Annotated in this window: 17 protein-coding genes; 14 read left to right on the forward strand and 3 right to left on the reverse strand. The window is 55.1% G+C overall.

What is annotated here, in order from left to right; genetic code table 11:
* The 7 genes from ubiJ (at position 1) to hemB (ending at position 5,797) form a co-directional block, all read left to right on the forward strand.
* Positions 1-609 (forward strand): ubiquinone biosynthesis protein UbiJ, encoded by a 609-nt coding sequence (gene ubiJ / locus E5C26_RS01280; RefSeq protein ID WP_135314754.1) that lies wholly within the window; start codon positions 1-3, stop codon positions 607-609.
* Positions 606-2,237, forward strand: coding sequence for a ubiquinone biosynthesis regulatory protein kinase UbiB (gene ubiB / locus E5C26_RS01285; RefSeq protein WP_135314730.1), 1,632 nt, complete (start codon positions 606-608; stop codon positions 2,235-2,237). The genes ubiJ and ubiB overlap by 4 nt, the downstream gene beginning before the upstream one ends.
* Before the next feature lie 80 nt (positions 2,238-2,317).
* Positions 2,318-2,581, forward strand: coding sequence for a Sec-independent protein translocase subunit TatA (gene tatA, locus E5C26_RS01290; protein ID WP_135314731.1), 264 nt, complete (start codon positions 2,318-2,320; stop codon positions 2,579-2,581).
* A 3-nt stretch (positions 2,582-2,584) separates the two neighbouring features.
* Positions 2,585-3,151 (forward strand): Sec-independent protein translocase protein TatB, encoded by a 567-nt coding sequence (gene tatB, locus E5C26_RS01295; RefSeq protein ID WP_135314732.1) that lies wholly within the window; start codon positions 2,585-2,587, stop codon positions 3,149-3,151.
* A gap of 3 nt (positions 3,152-3,154) precedes the next feature.
* A complete protein-coding gene (gene tatC, locus E5C26_RS01300; protein WP_135314733.1) occupies positions 3,155-3,925 on the forward strand; it encodes a Sec-independent protein translocase subunit TatC in 771 nt (256 codons plus the stop codon).
* A 52-nt stretch (positions 3,926-3,977) separates the two neighbouring features.
* A complete protein-coding gene (gene tatD, locus E5C26_RS01305) occupies positions 3,978-4,760 on the forward strand; it encodes a 3'-5' ssDNA/RNA exonuclease TatD (RefSeq protein ID WP_135314734.1) in 783 nt (260 codons plus the stop codon).
* A gap of 14 nt (positions 4,761-4,774) precedes the next feature.
* Complete coding sequence (hemB, locus tag E5C26_RS01310) at positions 4,775-5,797, forward strand: porphobilinogen synthase (protein WP_135314735.1); 1,023 nt, start codon at positions 4,775-4,777, stop codon at positions 5,795-5,797.
* 45 nt (positions 5,798-5,842) lie between these two features.
* On the opposite strand, the gene rfaH is transcribed toward hemB, so the two are convergent.
* On the reverse strand, positions 5,843-6,331 hold the full coding sequence (gene rfaH / locus E5C26_RS01315) for a transcription/translation regulatory transformer protein RfaH (RefSeq protein WP_135314736.1): 489 nt from the start codon (positions 6,329-6,331) through the stop codon (positions 5,843-5,845).
* A gap of 244 nt (positions 6,332-6,575) precedes the next feature.
* Between rfaH and pepE the strand changes: the two genes are divergently transcribed.
* The 3 genes from pepE to fre all read left to right on the forward strand — a co-directional run bounded on the left by pepE (position 6,576) and on the right by fre (position 9,638).
* Positions 6,576-7,301, forward strand: coding sequence for a dipeptidase PepE (gene pepE / locus E5C26_RS01320; protein ID WP_135314737.1), 726 nt, complete (start codon positions 6,576-6,578; stop codon positions 7,299-7,301).
* A gap of 88 nt (positions 7,302-7,389) precedes the next feature.
* On the forward strand, positions 7,390-8,886 hold the full coding sequence (ubiD, locus tag E5C26_RS01325; protein ID WP_135314738.1) for a 4-hydroxy-3-polyprenylbenzoate decarboxylase: 1,497 nt from the start codon (positions 7,390-7,392) through the stop codon (positions 8,884-8,886).
* A gap of 50 nt (positions 8,887-8,936) precedes the next feature.
* Positions 8,937-9,638 (forward strand): NAD(P)H-flavin reductase, encoded by a 702-nt coding sequence (gene fre, locus E5C26_RS01330; RefSeq protein WP_135314739.1) that lies wholly within the window; start codon positions 8,937-8,939, stop codon positions 9,636-9,638.
* A gap of 170 nt (positions 9,639-9,808) precedes the next feature.
* On the opposite strand, the gene fadA is transcribed toward fre, so the two are convergent.
* Together fadA and fadB are read right to left on the reverse strand one after the other, a co-directional pair.
* Complete coding sequence (gene fadA / locus E5C26_RS01335; RefSeq protein ID WP_135314740.1) at positions 9,809-10,972, reverse strand: acetyl-CoA C-acyltransferase FadA; 1,164 nt, start codon at positions 10,970-10,972, stop codon at positions 9,809-9,811.
* 10 nt (positions 10,973-10,982) lie between these two features.
* On the reverse strand, positions 10,983-13,172 hold the full coding sequence (gene fadB, locus E5C26_RS01340) for a fatty acid oxidation complex subunit alpha FadB (protein ID WP_135314741.1): 2,190 nt from the start codon (positions 13,170-13,172) through the stop codon (positions 10,983-10,985).
* 428 nt (positions 13,173-13,600) lie between these two features.
* On the opposite strand from fadB, the gene pepQ reads away from it, so the two are divergent.
* From pepQ to hemG, 4 genes are all read left to right on the forward strand, one after another.
* Entirely contained in the window at positions 13,601-14,932 is a 1,332-nt protein-coding gene (pepQ, locus tag E5C26_RS01345; RefSeq protein ID WP_135314742.1) for a Xaa-Pro dipeptidase, read from the forward strand.
* Entirely contained in the window at positions 14,932-15,546 is a 615-nt protein-coding gene (locus tag E5C26_RS01350; protein ID WP_135314743.1) for an IMPACT family protein, read from the forward strand. Before pepQ ends, E5C26_RS01350 begins: the two co-directional genes overlap by 1 nt.
* A 34-nt stretch (positions 15,547-15,580) precedes the next feature.
* Positions 15,581-17,032, forward strand: coding sequence for a Trk system potassium transporter TrkH (trkH, locus tag E5C26_RS01355; protein WP_012004734.1), 1,452 nt, complete (start codon positions 15,581-15,583; stop codon positions 17,030-17,032).
* 22 nt (positions 17,033-17,054) lie between these two features.
* On the forward strand, positions 17,055-17,580 hold a 526-nt coding region (gene hemG / locus E5C26_RS01360), incomplete at its 3' end, for a menaquinone-dependent protoporphyrinogen IX dehydrogenase (protein ID WP_135314744.1).

Raw genomic sequence — 17,580 nt, forward strand, 5'->3', positions numbered from 1 at the left:
ATGCTGTTAACCCCGTTGTTGACCGGCGTGCTGGAAACATCGCTCAATAGCCTGCTGTTCCGCGATCGCAGCATGAAAGCCGCCCGTTTGCGCCTGGCAGGTAAGGTCTTGCGTATTGAATTGCAGGAGCTTTCCTCACCGCTGGTGTTGCTGTTCAGTGAGCAGCGTGTCGATGTGCTTGGTCAGTCTGAAGATACCGCCGACTGCACGGTACGCAGTCGCATCTCGGTGTTGCTGAAGCTGCGGGATCGCCAGCAACTTTCGCCATTGATGCGCAGCGGTGAGCTGATTGTCGAAGGGGATATTCAGGTGGTTCAACAACTGGTTGGGCTGCTCGATCTGGCGGAGTGGGATCCGGCTGAATGGTTGGCCCCCTACATCGGCGATATTGCCGCGCAGGGGATTACGCAGGCGCTCGGTAAGGGCGCTAACCTGCTGAAAACAGGCTTCCAGCGTCAACAGCATTATGTAGCGGAAACACTGACGGAAGAGTGGCGCGTGGCGCCAGGCCCACTGGAAGTTGTGTGGTTCAACGAGGAAGTTGATGCCACCGTTCGCAGCCTCGAAGCGCTGATTGCTCGCATGGACAAGTTGGAGGGTAAACGATGACCCCTGGCGAACTACGCCGCCTGTATTTGATCGTCCGCGTTTTTCTCAGCTATGGCCTGGATGAATTGATCCCCCAGATGCGCTTGACGTTGCCGCTGCGCGTGGGCCGCCGTCTGCTATTCTGGATGCCAAACCGCCATGCAGATAAACCGCTGGGTGAACGTCTGCGTTTGGCCTTGCAGGAACTGGGACCGGTATGGATCAAGTTTGGCCAGATGATGTCCACCCGTCGTGACCTGTTCCCACCACAGATTGCGGATCAGTTGACTCTGTTGCAGGACCGGGTTGCCCCCTTCGATGGTGCACTGGCACGTAAGCATATTGAGTTGGCGATGGGCGGCCCGCTGGAAACCTGGTTTGATGATTTTGACCAGCAGGCGCTGGCTTCGGCATCGATAGCTCAGGTACATACCGCACGGCTAAAGACGACCGGGCAGGAAGTGGTGCTGAAGGTGATTCGGCCCGATATCCGGCCGATTATCAAGGCTGACGTCCGCCTGATGTATCGTTTGGCGGCCTGGGTGCCAAAGCTGATGCCGGATGGTCGCCGTCTGCGTCCGCGTGAAGTGGTGCGCGAATACGAAAAGACCTTGCTGGACGAGTTGAACCTGCTGCGTGAAGCGGCCAACGCCATCCAGCTGCGCCGTAATTTCGACGGTAGCCCGATGCTGTACGTGCCGGAGGTTTATTCCGATTACTGCCGCGAAAGCGTATTGGTCATGGAGCGCATTTACGGAATTCCGGTTTCGGATATCCCAACGCTGGAAAAGCAGGGCACCAACATGAAACTGTTGGCCGAACGCGGGGTTCAGGTGTTCTTCACCCAGGTCTTCCGCGACAGCTTCTTCCATGCTGACATGCATCCCGGTAATATTTTTGTCAGCTATGAGCATCCTGAAGATCCCTGCTATATCGGCATTGACTGCGGTATTGTCGGCTCGTTGAACAAAGACGATAAACGCTATCTGGCGGAAAACTTTATCGCCTTCTTCAATCGTGACTATCGCAAGGTCGCAGAGCTGCACGTAGATTCTGGCTGGGTCCCGCGCGACACCAACGTGGAAGATTTCGAATTCGCTATTCGCACGGTGTGTGAACCCATCTTCGAAAAGCCATTGTCGGAAATTTCGTTCGGCAACGTGCTGTTGAACCTGTTCAATACCGCACGCCGTTTCAATATGGAAGTGCAGCCCCAACTGGTGTTATTGCAGAAGACCTTGCTGTATGTTGAAGGTCTGGGCCGGCAGCTTTATCCGCAGCTGGATTTGTGGACCACGGCGAAGCCGTTTCTGGAAAGTTGGATGCGCGATCAGGTCGGTATACCGGCAGTGATCCGCGCACTGAAAGAAAAAGCGCCATTTTGGGCCGAGAAACTGCCCGAACTGCCTGAATTATTTTACGATAGCCTGCAGCAGCATAAACTGTTGCAACAGAGCGTTGATAAACTGACAAATCAGATGCAGGCCCAGCGGGTTCGCCAGGGGCAATCGCGTTATTTGTTCGGTGTTGGCGCTACACTGTTAGTAAGCGGTACGATTTTGCTGCTGGGGGATGTTGAAGTGTTCCCCGCGTGGCTGATAGCGGCCGGTATCGTATCCTGGGTGATTGGCTGGAAGCGAACCGCCTGAATTGATTCGAAACTCTGGTAAAATCTGCCGTATAATGCGACGGATTTTGGAAAAACCCTTTTAAAATAGAGGTAATTGCAATGGGCGGTATTAGTATTACGCAATTGTTGATCATCGCAGTGATCGTGGTGCTGCTGTTTGGTACCAAAAAGCTCCGTACGCTGGGCTCTGATCTCGGTGCATCAATCAAAGGTTTCAAAAAGGCGATCGGCGATGAAAATACGCCGCCGACCAACACGGCTGAGAAAAGCAGCCTGGATGACGCTGACTTCACGGCCAAGCCTATTACCGATAAGCAGCCGGAAGTGAAAGCGGAAGAGTCGAAGAACAAAGAGCAGGTATAAACCGTGTTTGACATTGGGTTTAGTGAACTGTTGCTGGTTCTGGTTATCGGCCTGGTGGTACTCGGGCCGGAACGGTTGCCGGTTGCGGTAAGAACAGTTTCGGGCTGGATCCGCGCGCTGCGTTCCTTGGCGGCTTCGGTGCAGAACGAACTTTCTCAGGAGCTGAAGCTGCAGGAACTGCAGGACAGTCTGAAAAAGGTAGAGAAGGCGGGCATGCAGAATTTGTCGCCGGAGCTGAAGGCGTCAATGGATGAGCTGAAAGACGCGGCGGAATCGCTGAAACGTTCTTATCAGGGCGACAGTGACAACAAAACCGAACCTGCGCACACCATCCATAACCCTCTGGTCACCGATCCTGAAGCTATTCATGACGGCGTGACGCCGGCAGAAGCTGCGGCCGTGGCATCGTCCCCGGCTGCCGTGCCGGAGCCGGTCGTTGCGGTAGCGCCGCCGGTTGCACAACCCGTGGTCGAGCCGGTTAAACAGCCGGTCGCTTCGGCCGTTCAGGCAAAACCAGAACCTGTTGTGGATAAAACCCCAGCGTCTCACCAACCTAGTGGCGATCGTTAAAACATGGCTGTTGAAGATACCCAACCCCTTATCAGTCATCTGATAGAACTGCGTAAGCGGTTGTTAAACTCGATTATCAGCATACTGGGAGTCTTCCTGGTGCTGGTTTTTTTCGCCAATGACATTTATCAACTGGTGTCTGCGCCGCTGATCAAGCAGTTGCCCGCCGGGGCGAGCATGATCGCCACCGACGTGGCTTCACCGTTCTTTACCCCGATCAAGCTGACCATGATCGTCTCGGTGTTTGTGTCTGCACCGGTGATCCTGTATCAGGTGTGGTCCTTTATCGCACCGGCGTTATACAAGCATGAACGCCGCCTGATGATGCCGTTACTGGTCTCCAGCAGTCTGCTGTTTTATCTCGGTATGGCGTTTGCCTACTTTATCGTGTTCCCGTTGGCGTTCGGCTTTTTTGCCAAGACCGCGCCCGTCGGGGTGATGATTGCGACCGACATCAATAACTATCTCGATTTCGTCATGGCGCTGTTTATGGCGTTTGGCGTGGCCTTTGAGGTACCGGTTGCCATTATTCTGCTGTGCTGGAGTGGCGTCACTTCACCGGAAGATCTGAAAAAGAAACGGCCTTACGTTCTGGTCGGCGCTTTCGTGGTTGGTATGCTGTTGACCCCGCCGGATGTGTTCTCTCAGACTCTGTTGGCGATCCCGATGTACCTGTTGTTTGAAGTGGGTGTGTTCTTTGCCCGCTTCTACACGGGTAAGCGTCGTGCGCAGCCGGAAGAAGAAGACGAAGGTGATGAACCCCCGGCAGTTTAAAAATTAGTATGTCGCAAGCCGCCCGATGGGCGGCTTTTACTTTGGGAACATCATGTTTGATATCGGCGTTAATCTCACCAGTTCACAGTTTGCCAAAGACCGCCCGGCAGTGGTGGAGCGCGCCCGTGCCGCAGGCGTAACAGGGCTGCTGATAACCGGCACCGATCTGCAGGAAAGCCTTGCTGCCAATGAGCTGGCACAACAGCATGCCGGGTACTGTTGGTCCACCGCCGGTGTGCATCCGCACCATGCCAGTTGTTGGGACGATCGGGTTGCTGAGCAAATCCACTTATTGGCGTCCCGGCCGCAGGTCGCGGCCATTGGTGAATGCGGGCTGGATTTCAACCGTAATTTCTCTACCCCGGAACAGCAGGAGGCGGCCTTCAGCGCGCAACTTGCGCTGGCGGCAGAGCTGGCGATGCCGGTTTTTCTTCACTGCCGTGAAGCGCACGCACGTTTTGTTGCGCTGCTGGCACCCTGGTTGAGTAAACTGCCCGCGGCCGTGGTGCACTGTTTTACCGGCACCGCCGAAGAATTGGAAAGCTGTTTGTCGTTGGGTCTGTCGGTGGGTATCACCGGTTGGGTCTGTGATGAACGGCGTGGCCTGGAATTGCGTGCAATGTTGCCGCAGATCCCGGCAGACCGTCTGTTGTTGGAAACCGACGCTCCCTATCTGTTGCCCCGGGATCTACATCCGAAACCTGCATCTCGCCGCAACGAACCCTGTTATTTGCCCCATATCGTCCGGCAAGTGGCCGCCTGGCGACAAGAAGAAGCCGAATGGCTGGGGCAAAAAATCGATGAGAACGCCCGCCGGCTATTCCGGCTGGAATGAGTTAGGAGAAAACTATGAGCTATGCATTTCCGGGCACCTTCCCTGGTCGCCGTATGCGCCGCGTGCGCCGTCATGATTTCAGTCGTCGCCTGGTGGCGGAGAACCAACTGACGGTTAACGACCTGATCTACCCGGTATTTGTCATGGAAGGCAGCAACCGTCAGGAGGCCGTGGCATCCATGCCTGGCGTATCACGCATGAGCATCGATCTGCTGGTGAAAGAAGCGGAAGCCATTGCCAAGCTGGGCGTGCCGGTGATCTCCCTGTTCCCGGTCATTGAGTCTGGCCTGAAATCACTGCATGCAGAAGAAGCCTATAACCCGGACGGCCTGGTACAGCGTACGGTACGTGCATTAAAAGACGCGGTGCCTGAATTGGGTATTCTGACCGATGTGGCGCTGGATCCTTACACCACCCACGGTCAGGATGGCATCATCGACGAGCAAGGTTATGTCATTAACGACATCACCAAAGAGATTTTGGTGCGTCAGGCACTGTCCCATGCTGAAGCCGGTGCAGAAATCGTGGCGCCAAGTGACATGATGGATGGCCGTATCGGTGCGATCCGCGATCAACTGGAGCATCAAGGCCTGATTAACACTCAGATCATGGCTTACTCAGCCAAATATGCGTCTTGTTACTATGGCCCGTTCCGTGATGCACTCGGTTCCAGCGGCAATCTGAAAGGCGGCAACAAGAAAACCTACCAGATGGACCCTGCCAACAGCGACGAAGCGCTGCAGGAAATTGCACAGGATCTGCAGGAAGGCGCGGATATGGTGATGGTGAAGCCGGGCATGCCGTATCTGGACGTGGTGCGTCGGGTGAAAGACACCTTCGGTGTGCCGACCTTCGCCTATCAGGTGTCCGGCGAATATGCGATGCACATGGCGGCGATTCAAAACGGTTGGTTGCAGGAACAGCCGGCGGTGATGGAGTCGTTGATGTGCTTCAAGCGTGCCGGTGCCGATGGCGTGCTGACCTACTTCGCCAAGCGGGTAGCTCAGTGGATGCATGACGATGCGATGCAGCGCTAAGGCGTGAGTCTCCAGTAAAAAGGCGCCTTGGGCGCCTTTTTTACATTACAGCTTTTGGAACTGTCGGTTGTCCACACTTTGGCTGACCTGTTTGTTGATCAGGTTGAGCAGCAGCATTGAGCGCGCTTCGCCGTCCGGCTCGGTGTATATCGCCTGCAGCCCTTCGAACATCCCATCGACGATCAACACGCTATCGCCGGGTTGTGGCGTTTCTGGATCGACGTAGGTCTCGCAGGTATGAGTCTGCAACTCTTCGATCACTTTCTGCGGGATAGTGGTCGGCGTTGAACCAAAGCGTACGAAGTGGCTGACACCACGCGTTGCACTGATGGTGGTGGTATGGATGCGCTCCGGATCGAATTCCACAAACAGATAGTTGGGGAACAGAGGCTCGCTGACCGCGATGCGTTTACCACGCACGATCTTTTCCAGCGTAATGATTGGGCTCAGGCAGTTAACTTCCTGCCGCTCCAGATGTTCCTGTGCCCGTAAAAGCTGGCCGCGTTTGCAATACAGTAGATACCAAGATTCCATAATTTCACATGCCTTTCTGTCAGCCAGTAAGCATATCAAAAGCTATTACGGATACATAGTGGTGCAAGTTTCAGCATGTAACAGCCGCTATCTGCATGAATTGCTGGCAATTAGCGAAGGGTCACACACTTATCCGCACGGCTTGGGTATAACAAAGGGCTAAAAATTTGCTACCGTCGCAGTATGCCTTGGGGCACCGTCGCCTGATGTGATGGTATTCATCGTTTTCGATTGAGGGGGAGAAATGGAGTTATTTCTGTTGAGCAATGGCAAGCTGTCCGGTGAAAGTGAACTGTTGGGCTATGCCAAGAGCCACCTGTTGGCGATGATAGCGCGCCGCGGTATCACGTCCGCCGTCTTTATCCCATATGCCATGATCCGCGGTGATTACGATCAGCGTGCGCAGGAGCTGACGCAAACTCTGGGTATAAAAGTCACCAGCATTCACCATGCCGAGTCTCCGGCTGCGGCGATTGAACAGGCGCAATGCATTTTGGTCAGCGGCGGCAACACCTGGATGCTGAACCAGATGCTGCATGAGAAGGGCCTGATAGTCCCGATCCAGCGAGCAGTCCGCGAACGTAACATTCCCTATGTGGGCTGGAGCGCCGGTTGTAACGTTGCCACACCAAGCATTCGTACCACCAATGACATGCCGGTACGCAACAGCGTCGTATTGCCGGCATTGAGCCTGTTCCCGGTGCAAATCAACCCGCATTACATTGATGCCCATATCAGTGGCCACATGGGTGAAACCCGTGATGAGCGCCTGGCGGAGTTCTGCGCGGTTAATCCAAGCGAATCTGTGGTGGCGCTGCGAGAGGGCAGTCTGTTGCACGTTGAGGGCAATGATCTGCGTTATTTCAGTGCCCGAGACCAGGGCTTCAAGGTGTTCCGCCACGGCGTAGAGACCCAGGAGTATCAGGATGCGCAGGCATTACGCCCGTTGGTGCCGTTCACGTGCCACTGAGTGCCGGTGAGGTCTTTACCGGTGTTTAACAAAAGTGCAGCAACAACCGTGAAGAGGGCCTATAATGCCCTTCTCACTGGCCGTTATAATGATCAGCATGAAATACCGTGACTTACGCGATTTCCTCTCGTTGCTGGAAAAGAGAGGCGAACTAAAACGCATTAGCCAGCCGATTGATCCCTATCTGGAAATGACAGAAATTGCCGATCGTACTTTACGTGCGGGCGGCCCGGCGCTGCTGTTCGAAAACCCGAAAGGGTACGACATGCCGGTGCTATGCAATCTGTTCGGTACTCCCGGTCGCGTAGCGATGGGGATGGGCCAGGAGGATGTCAGCTCGTTGCGCGAGGTCGGCAAGTTGCTGGCGTTCCTTAAAGAACCGGAGCCGCCAAAGGGCTTTCGCGATCTGTTCGATAAACTGCCGAAGTTCAAGCAAGTGCTGAACATGCCGACCAAGGTGTTGGGTTCAGCGCCTTGTCAGGAGCAGGTATGGCAGGGTGATGACGTCGATCTCAGCCGTATCCCGGTGATGCATTGCTGGCCGGAAGACGCCGCACCGCTGATCACCTGGGGCCTGACCGTGACCCGCGGGCCGCAAAAAGAGCGACAGAACCTGGGCATTTATCGCCAGCAGGTGCTGAGCAAGAATAAAGTCATCATGCGTTGGTTGTCGCACCGCGGTGGCGCGCTGGATTACCTCGAATGGTGCCAGGCGCATCCCGGTGAGCGCTTCCCGGTTGCGGTTGCGCTGGGCGCAGATCCCGCCACCATTCTCGGCGCGGTAACACCGGTGCCGGATACCCTGTCTGAATATGCCTTTGCCGGGCTGCTGCGCGGCAACAAAACCGAAGTGGTCAAGTGTATTTCCTGCGATCTGGAAGTGCCCGCCAGCGCGGAAATCGTGTTGGAAGGCTATATCGAACCGGGTGAAATGGCGCCTGAAGGCCCGTATGGCGATCACACCGGCTACTACAACGAAATCGACCACTTCCCGGTATTCACCATCACCCACATCACCCAGCGTCGTGACGCTATCTATCACTCGACCTATACCGGTCGTCCGCCGGATGAACCAGCGGTGTTGGGCGTGGCGCTCAATGAAGTCTTCGTTCCTATCTTGCAAAAGCAGTTCCCGGAAATTGTCGATTTCTATCTGCCGCCTGAAGGTTGCTCCTATCGCCTGGCGGTGGTGACTATCAAGAAACAGTATGCCGGTCATGCCAAACGCGTAATGATGGGGGTCTGGTCGTTCCTGCGTCAGTTTATGTACACCAAGTTTGTTATCGTCTGCGACGATGACGTCAACGCACGCGACTGGAATGATGTGATTTGGGCGATTACCACCCGAATGGATCCGGCAAGGGATACCGTTTTGGTGGAGAATACGCCGATCGATTATTTGGACTTCGCCTCACCGGTTTCCGGTTTGGGATCGAAGATGGGGCTGGATGCCACCAATAAATGGCCGGGTGAAACCCAGCGCGAATGGGGCCGTCCGATTCAGATGGATGAAAAGGTGCGTGCGCGCGTCGATGAAATCTGGGATGAGCTCGCAATTTTCAGTGACAGAGAACCGACGCTTTAGCGCCAGGCTTTGTTCTCAGTTTTGCATTGATGACCCGACAGAGGGAACGCATGACAATATTGAGCTGTAAAGTGACCTCCGTAGAGGCCATTACCGATACGGTTTATCGGGTACGTTTGGTGCCTGAGGCACCGTTTTCTTTCAAGGCAGGACAGTATTTGATGGTGGTGATGGATGAGCGCGACAAGCGCCCGTTCTCACTGGCTTCCATTCCGACCGACCAGGATTACATTGAGCTGCATATTGGCGCTTCGGAGCTGAATCTGTATGCCATGGCGGTGATGGATCGCATTCTGAAAGAGCAGGCGATTACCGTTGATATCCCGCACGGCGATGCCTGGTTGCGTGAAGAAGGCAGCCGTCCGCTGGTGTTGATCGCTGGCGGCACTGGTTTTTCCTACGCGCGCTCGATTCTGTTGGCCGCGCTGGAGCAGCAGCCGGATCGCGATATTTCCATCTACTGGGGCGGGCGCGAACTGAAGCACCTGTATGACTTGAGCGAGCTGGAAGCGCTGTCGTTGCAGCATCCTAATCTGAAAGTCATTCCGGTGGTTGAACAGCCGGAAGAAGAGTGGCGTGGCCGTAGTGGCACGGTGCTCAGTGCGGTGCTGCAAGATTTCGGCACGCTGGCAGAGCACGACATTTATATTGCCGGCCGTTTCGAGATGGCCAAAATCGCTCGCGAACGTTTCTGTGCCGAACGTGGCGCGCTGGAAGCGCATATGTTTGGCGATGCTTTCTCGTTTATCTGAGGCGCGAAGCAGTAGCAAACGGGGTGGCCAATGGCTGCCCCTTTTTATTGGGGCGTCAGCAGAATTCAGGCATAAAAAAACCCGCCCCTGACAGGCGGGAAGTACGGCAACTAAACTTGGCGGGATGCTGCGGTTTGAAGTGTTGACGCAGTCATCCCTAATAGACACAGCTAAACGCGTTCAAAAACGGTGGCAATCCCCTGACCCAGACCGATACACATGGTCGCCAGACCGAACTGTACGTCGCGGCGTTCCATATTGTTCAGCAGGGTCGTAGAGATACGTGAGCCCGAGCAGCCTAATGGGTGACCCAGGGCAATGGCGCCGCCGTTCAGGTTGATCTTGTCGTCGATGCTGTCCAACAGACCCAGATCCTTGATGCACGGCAGTGACTGGGCGGCAAAGGCTTCATTGAGTTCAAACAGGTCGATGTCCTGCACGTTCAGTCCGGCACGTTTGAGCGCCAACTTGCTGGCAGGTACCGGTCCGTAGCCCATGATGGAAGGGTCGCAACCGACTACCGCCATCGAACGAATGCGGGCGCGGGCTTTCAGGCCAAGCGCTTTGGCGCGCGATTCACTCATCAACAGCATGGCAGACGCACCGTCGGACAATGCCGAAGAAGTACCGGCGGTCACGGTGCCGTTGACCGGATCGAAGGCCGGGCGCAACGCTGCCAGGCTGGCGACGGTGGTTTCCGGGCGGATCACTTCGTCGAAGTCATAACGGGTCAGCACACCGTCGGCGTCGTGGCCGGTGGTTGGGATGATTTCATTCTTGAAATAGCCGGCCAGGGTAGCGGCATGCGCACGTTGGTGCGAGCGTGCTGCGAACTCATCCTGCATCTGGCGGCTGATATTGTGCATCTTGGCCAGCATCTCGGCGGTCAGACCCATCATACCGGCGGCTTTTGCCACGCTGCGGCTCAGACCCGGGTGGAAATCCACACCGTGATTCATCGGTACGTGACCCATATGTTCTACGCCACCAATCAGGCTGACGTGTGCATCGCCGACCATAATGGCGCGTGCGGCGTCGTGCAGCGCCTGCATGGATGAGCCGCACAGTCGGTTGACGGTGACCGCCGGGACACTGTGTGGGATCTCGGCCAGCAGCGAAGCGTTACGGGCAATGTTAAAGCCCTGTTCCAGAGTTTGCTGCACGCAACCCCAGTAAATGTCGTCAATTTCGGCGGCATCCAGCGACGGATTACGGCTCAGTACGGCACGCATCAGGTGAGCGGAAAGATCTTCAGCACGTACCTGGCGGAAGGCGCCGCCCTTGGAGCGGCCCATCGGCGTGCGTACGGCATCAACAATAACTACGTTTTCCATCTTTATGACCTCATGCCGGTTGGCCAGTGGAGACATCGGACAGCGGGGCTGCCACCGGGTAGTAGCTTTCATTATGTTCGGCTTTGGTGCGCAGGCCGGCAGGTACCTGATACAGGGCGCCGAGATGCGCATAACGCTGGGCCAGTTCGACATAATTGGCGGTGCCAAGCGTATCCAGGTAACGGAACGCCCCGCCGTGGAACGGAGGGAAACCGATGCCGTAGACCAGCGCCATATCGGCTTCGGCCGGGCTGGCAATAATGTTTTCTTCCAGGCAGCGCACCACTTCGTTAATCATCGGGATCATCATGCGGGCGATAATTTCTTCGTCGCTGATGGTCTGACGCGGCTGGCTGACTTCGGCCAGCAGCACATCGGTCTGCTCATCGTTGTCTTTACGCGGTTTGCCTTTGTTGTCCTGGCTGTAACGATAGAAGCCCAACTGATTTTTCTGACCAAAACGCTGGTTATCGAACATCACGTCGATAGCATCGCGGTAATCTTTGCTCATGCGTTCAGGGAAACCGGTCGCCATCACCGCCTGGGCGTGGTGCGCGGTATCAATCCCCACTACGTCGAGCAGATAAGCTGGACCCATTGGCCAACCAAACTGTTTTTCCATCACTTTGTCGATCTGGCGGAAGTCCGCACCGTCGCGCAGTAGCATGCTGAAACCGGCAAAATACGGGAACAGCACACGGTTGACGAAGAACCCTGGGCAGTCGTTAACCACAATCGGCGTTTTACCCATACGGCTGGCATAGGCCACCACGGCGGCGATAGTGCTGTCGCTGGTCTGCTCACCGCGGATGATTTCCACCAGTGGCATGCGGTGTACCGGGTTAAAGAAGTGCATGCCGCAGAAGTTCTGTGGGCGTTTGAGCGATTTCGCCAGGTGATTAATCGGAATGGTCGAGGTATTGGACGCCAGTACGGTGTCTTCACCGATCAGGCCTTCTACTTCGGACAGTACTGCCGCCTTGATCTTTGGATTCTCGACCACGGCTTCGACGATCACCTGAGCGCGTTCGATACCGGCGTAATCCAGCGTCGGTTGAATGGTCGACAGCACCTGGGCCATTTTCATGCCATCGAGCTTGCCGCGTTCCAGCTGCTTGTTCAGCAGTTTGGCGGCTTCATTCATCCCGAGCGTCAGGGATTTGTCACTGATGTCTTTCATGACAACTGGCACGCCTTTTAGCGCCGACTGGTAGGCGATACCGCCACCCATGATACCGGCACCCAACACGGCAGCCTGCTTCGGCGCTTCAACACCTTTTGCCAGCTTCTTCGCCTGACCTTTCACAAACTGGTCATTAAGGAAGATGCCGACCAGCGCGCGGGCCTCTTTAGAACGGGCCAATGGCACAAAGCTGGCAGTTTCCAGTTTCAGTGCTTCATCACGGCCCAGCTTGGCTGCGGCCTCAATGGTTTTGACTGCGGTCATTGGCGCCGGATAATGTTTTCCGGCGGTTTGCATCACCATGCCTTTGGCGGTGGTGAAGCTCATGGCCGCTTCGATTGGGCTAAGTTTTAACGGCTCGAGCTTTGGCTGGCGATAGGCGCGCCAGTCCAGTTTGCCCTCAATCGCCTGTTGCAGCATTTTCAGTGCGGCTTCCACCAACTTCTCCGGTGCAACTACTGCATCCACCAGACCGACCTTCAGTGCATCTTTGGCACTGACGTCTTTACCGGCGGCGATAATTTCCAGAGCGCTGTCGTTACCCAACAGGCGTGGCAAGCGAACCGAGCCGCCGAAGCCGGGCATAATACCCAGTTTGGTTTCCGGCAGGCCAATACGCGCATCCGGAGACGCAACGCGGAAGTCGGTCGCCAGAATACATTCGCAGCCGCCGCCGAGCGCATAGCCGTTGATGGCCGAAATGGTCGGCACCGGCAAATCTTCCAGCCGGTTAAAGATCGCATTGGCGAAGTTCAGCCACTGCTGCAGCTTTTCAGCCGGGGCAGCAAACAGCGAAAGGAATTCGGTGATGTCGGCACCGACAATAAAGGCGGCCTTGGTAGAACGCAGCAGCAGGCCTTTCAACTCGGTCTGCTTTTCCAGCACCGCGAGCGCTTCGCCCAGGCTGGCAACGGTGCGGGTATCGAGCTTGTTTACCGAGCCTGGGGCATTGAACACCAGCTCGGCGATGCCGTTGTCGAGCCAGTGCAGTTGTAATGTTTCGCCTTGGTAGAGCATGTCTATCTCCTGAATCAGCGTTTGATCTGGTATGACCAGATGATGAGGAGTGTGGTTTTTATGTTAACAATATGCAAATGAGAGATTGCATATTTGCTGGTCTGATCACATGTCCTCTGGTTATTTTATTGATTTTTAGTGAATTTATATTTTTTGCTTTACGGTGGTTTGCTGGCGTTTGAAAGCCCCATACGCTTACCGATGGTGATGTAGGCTCTGGAGGCTGTGCCGCCCAAACACTGGGGATGTGGGCAGTAACTCTTGCGTGGCCAGGCTTGGCTGCCTGACGGATTGTTAAGCTACGGATGTAACGAGGTTTACAGGGATTTGCGAACCGCCCCGCATGCCAGAGCTGATGGGGTTGGTACGCCTGAACGCTGTGCTAAGATGACTCATTCCGTTCTAATGGTATGTATAAGGGTATTGTGATGGAAACGCTGGCTTCTTTGTATAACGACCACCTGGCAGAACTGCAAAAACGGGCGCGTGAAGTGTTAACGCGCAACAAACTGGATGCGCTGCTGATTCACTCAGGAGAGCTGCAAAGGATATTCCAGGACGACCGTAGCTATCCGTTCAAAGTGAACGCGCACTTTAAGGCCTGGGTGCCAGTCACCTCGGTACCCAACTGCTGGCTGTGGGTGGATGGCGTTAACAAACCGAAGCTGTGGTTCTATTCGCCGGTCGATTACTGGCACAGCGTTGAGCCACTGCCGGAGAGTTTCTGGACCAAGTCCGTTGAACTGATGCCGTTGGCCAATGCTGATGATATCGCGCAGCAGCTTCCTGCCCAGCGTGAGCGTGTGGGTTATATCGGCTATGCGCAGCAACGTGCCCGCGATCTTGGTATTCTGGCAGAAAACGTCAACCCGAAAGCGGTGCTGAATTACCTCGATTTCCATCGCTCAATCAAAACTGGCTACGAGCTGGCTTGCATGCGCGAAGCACAGAAAACCGCGGTTATGGGGCACCATGCTGCTCATGAGGCTTTCCTGTCCGGCATGAGTGAGTTTGATATCAACCAGGCTTACCTCACCGCCACGGGTCATCGCGACACCGATGTGCCTTATGACAACATTGTTGCGCTCAATGAGCATGCGTCGGTGCTGCATTACACTACGCTGGATCAACAGCCACCGTCAGAAATACTGAGCTTCCTGCTTGACGCCGGTGCCGAATATAACGGTTACGCCGCCGACCTGACTCGTACCTACGCTGGTCAGAGCGGCAGTGATTTCGCGCACCTGATAAAAGATCTTAACGGTGAGCAACTGGCACTGATGGATACCATCAAAGCCGGCGTGCGTTACACTGATTACCATGTGCAAATGCATCAACGTATCGCCAAATTGCTCAAGAGCCACAAGCTGGTGACCGGCATCAGTGAAGAAGCCATGGTTGAGCAGGGGCTGACCACGCCATTCCTGCCACACGGTCTGGGCCATCCTCTGGGTTTACAGGTGCATGACTCTGCCGGCTTTATGCAGGATGAACTGGGTACCCATCTGGCTGCGCCGTCCAAATACCCGTACCTGCGCTGCACCCGCGTGTTGCAACCAGGCATGGTGTTAACCATTGAACCCGGCATGTATTTCATTGATTCCCTGTTGGCGCCATGGCGCAGCGGCGAATTCAGTCAACACTTTGCCTGGGATCGCATCGATGCGCTGAAACCTTATGGTGGTATCCGTATTGAAGACAATATCGTGATCCACGAAAAGCGTATCGAGAACATGACGCGCGATCTGAATCTGGCCTGATGCAGCCTTACCCGATCCCGGCAGGCCCCGTCAGTGTCAGTGAAGAAATAAAGAAGAGTCGTTTTATCACCCTGCTGGCACCGACCAGCGGGGTTGATGAGGCAAAGGCGTTTATCCAGCAGGTTCGTGATGAACACCCGGCGGCCAGGCACCATTGCTGGGCATTTGTCGCAGGATCACCGACTGACTCACAACAGTTGGGCTTCTCCGACGACGGCGAACCTTCCGGCACGGCCGGTAAACCCATTCTTGCACAGCTGATGGGCAGCGGCATCGGTGAAATCACCGCCGTAGTCGTTCGTTACTACGGCGGTATCAAGTTGGGCACCGGCGGCTTGGTGAGAGCCTACGGCAGTGGCGTGCAGCAGGCTTTAAAGCAATTGGCTGTGAGCTACAAAATCCCGCAGGCCGAATATACTTTGCAATGTGACTATGCTCAGTTGGCGCTGGTAGAGAATTTGTTGCAGCAAACTGAAGGGCGGATTGTACAGGGGGAATATGGTGCTTCCGTCACGCTGCACCTGACTTTGCCGGTCACCGGTGTCGAAGCTTTCGGGAATAAATTACGTGATCTCAGTCGCGGTAATTTGCAATTGACCCCCATTTCGCAATAATTCCCCCAATTGAATTGCTAAGGATCGTGCTGAAATGCATTTTCGCGCTATAACCCGTATCGTTGGTTTGCTGGTCATCCTGTTCTCCGGGACGATGTTTATTCCTGGACTGGTGGCATTGATATACCGCGATGGGGCAGGGCGGGCATTCAGCCAGACCTTCTTTGTAGCGGTAACTATTGGCCTGATGCTGTGGTGGCCTAACCGCAAACAAAAGCATGAGCTAAAGCCGCGAGAGGGTTTTCTGATAGTGGTGTTGTTCTGGACGGTGCTGGGCAGCGTCGGGGCATTGCCATTTTTATTCTCTGAACGGCCTAATCTTTCGCTGACTGATGCTTTTTTCGAATCGTTTTCCGGTTTAACCACTACCGGGGCGACGACGCTGGTGGGGTTGGACTCACTACCCAAAGCCATTTTGTTCTATCGGCAGATGCTGCAATGGATGGGCGGGATGGGGATCATTGTGTTGGCGGTTGCGATACTGCCAATCCTCGGTGTCGGTGGCATGCAGCTATATCGCGCAGAAATGCCTGGTCCACTGAAAGATAACAAGATGCGGCCACGCATTGCCGAAACGGCCAAAACCCTGTGGCTGATTTATGTCCTGTTGACCATTGCCTGTGCGCTGGCACTTTGGGGGGCCGGCATGTCGGTGTTCGACGCTATCGGCCACAGCTTCTCGACCATTGCTATTGGCGGTTTCTCTACCCATGATGCCAGCATCGGTTATTACGCCAGTCCGACCATCAACACCATCATTGCTATTTTCCTGCTGATCTCCGGTTGTAACTACGGCTTGCACTTCGCCTTGCTGAGCGGCCGCAGCCTGAAGGTTTACTGGCGCGATCCTGAGTTCCGCATGTTCATTGCCGTGCAGTTGACGCTGGTGGTGGTGTGTACTGCCGTGTTGTGGGGACATGGTGTCTACAAAACCGGAATGGAAACGGTCAATCAGGCGTTTTTCCAGGTGGTATCTATGGCGACAACTGCCGGCTTTACCACCGACAGTATTGCCAAATGGCCGTTATTCCTGCCGATGTTGTTGCTGTGCTCTGCATTTATTGGTGGCTGTGCCGGCTCGACCGGTGGCGGCCTGAAGGTGATCCGCATTCTGCTGCTGTATTTACAGGGCTCGCGTGAGCTAAAAAGGCTGGTGCACCCTAATGCGGTTTACACTATCAAATTGGGTAACCGCGCGCTGCCGGAACGCATCCTGGAGGCGGTATGGGGTTTCTTCTCTGCATATGCGCTGGTGTTTATCGTCAGCATGCTGGCGATTATCGCCACCGGCGTTGATGATTTTTCTGCCTTTGCTGCCGTAACGGCGACGCTGAACAACCTTGGGCCTGGGCTGGGAGTGGTGGCGGATAACTTCACCACTATGCCTGCACCGGCGAAGTGGATCCTGGTTCTGACGATGCTGTTCGGGCGCCTTGAAGTCTTTACACTGCTGGTTCTGTTCACACCGACGTTCTGGCGTGAATGATCCTGATAGAAGGAGTAACGCCGTGAAGGCACTGATTCTTTATTCTAGCCGTGATGGGCAAACACGTTCTATTGCTTCTTATATAGCAAGCAAATTGCAGGATACGCTGCGCTGCGATGTGATCGATTTGCTACAGGCGGATAATGTCGACCTCAGCCAGTATCAGCAGGTGCTGATTGGTGCCTCAATACGCTATGGCCATTTCCATCCGACGTTGGATAAGTTTGTTAAACGCCATGCTGAGCAGTTGAACCAGATGCCGAGCGCGTTTTTTAGCGTTAACCTGACCGCCCGCAAGGCGGACAAGCGTTCGCCACAGACCAACGCCTATACCCGCAAGTTCCTGTTGTCTTCTCCCTGGCAGCCAAAACAGTGTGTCGTGTTTGCCGGCGCGCTGCGCTATCCACGTTATCGCTGGTTCGATCGAGTCATGATTCAACTTATTATGCGTATGACGGGGGGCGAAACAGATACCAGTAAAGAAGTGGAGTATACCGACTGGCAGCAGGTGGACCGTTTTGCCCAGGAGTTTGGTCATATTCAGTATG

The sequence above is a fragment of the Serratia proteamaculans genome, from assembly GCF_004684015.1.
In the GTDB taxonomy this organism is placed as follows: domain Bacteria; phylum Pseudomonadota; class Gammaproteobacteria; order Enterobacterales; family Enterobacteriaceae; genus Serratia; species Serratia proteamaculans_F.

What these genes read in the sequence shown, in the direction of transcription:
- ubiJ (WP_135314754.1), top strand. Translation starts at nt 1, where the DNA reads ATGCTGTTAACCCCGTTGTTGACCGGCGTGCTGGAAACATCGCTCAAT.
- ubiB (WP_135314730.1), top strand. Translation starts at nt 606, where the DNA reads ATGACCCCTGGCGAACTACGCCGCCTGTATTTGATCGTCCGCGTTTTT.
- tatA (WP_135314731.1), top strand. Translation starts at nt 2,318, where the DNA reads ATGGGCGGTATTAGTATTACGCAATTGTTGATCATCGCAGTGATCGTG.
- tatC (WP_135314733.1), top strand. Translation starts at nt 3,155, where the DNA reads ATGGCTGTTGAAGATACCCAACCCCTTATCAGTCATCTGATAGAACTG.
- tatD (WP_135314734.1), top strand. Translation starts at nt 3,978, where the DNA reads ATGTTTGATATCGGCGTTAATCTCACCAGTTCACAGTTTGCCAAAGAC.
- hemB (WP_135314735.1), top strand. Translation starts at nt 4,775, where the DNA reads ATGAGCTATGCATTTCCGGGCACCTTCCCTGGTCGCCGTATGCGCCGC.
- rfaH (WP_135314736.1), bottom strand. Translation starts at nt 6,331, where the DNA reads ATGGAATCTTGGTATCTACTGTATTGCAAACGCGGCCAGCTTTTACGG.
- pepE (WP_135314737.1), top strand. Translation starts at nt 6,576, where the DNA reads ATGGAGTTATTTCTGTTGAGCAATGGCAAGCTGTCCGGTGAAAGTGAA.
- ubiD (WP_135314738.1), top strand. Translation starts at nt 7,390, where the DNA reads ATGATCAGCATGAAATACCGTGACTTACGCGATTTCCTCTCGTTGCTG.
- fre (WP_135314739.1), top strand. Translation starts at nt 8,937, where the DNA reads ATGACAATATTGAGCTGTAAAGTGACCTCCGTAGAGGCCATTACCGAT.
- fadA (WP_135314740.1), bottom strand. Translation starts at nt 10,972, where the DNA reads ATGGAAAACGTAGTTATTGTTGATGCCGTACGCACGCCGATGGGCCGC.
- fadB (WP_135314741.1), bottom strand. Translation starts at nt 13,172, where the DNA reads ATGCTCTACCAAGGCGAAACATTACAACTGCACTGGCTCGACAACGGC.
- pepQ (WP_135314742.1), top strand. Translation starts at nt 13,601, where the DNA reads ATGGAAACGCTGGCTTCTTTGTATAACGACCACCTGGCAGAACTGCAA.
- E5C26_RS01350 (WP_135314743.1), top strand. Translation starts at nt 14,932, where the DNA reads ATGCAGCCTTACCCGATCCCGGCAGGCCCCGTCAGTGTCAGTGAAGAA.
- trkH (WP_012004734.1), top strand. Translation starts at nt 15,581, where the DNA reads ATGCATTTTCGCGCTATAACCCGTATCGTTGGTTTGCTGGTCATCCTG.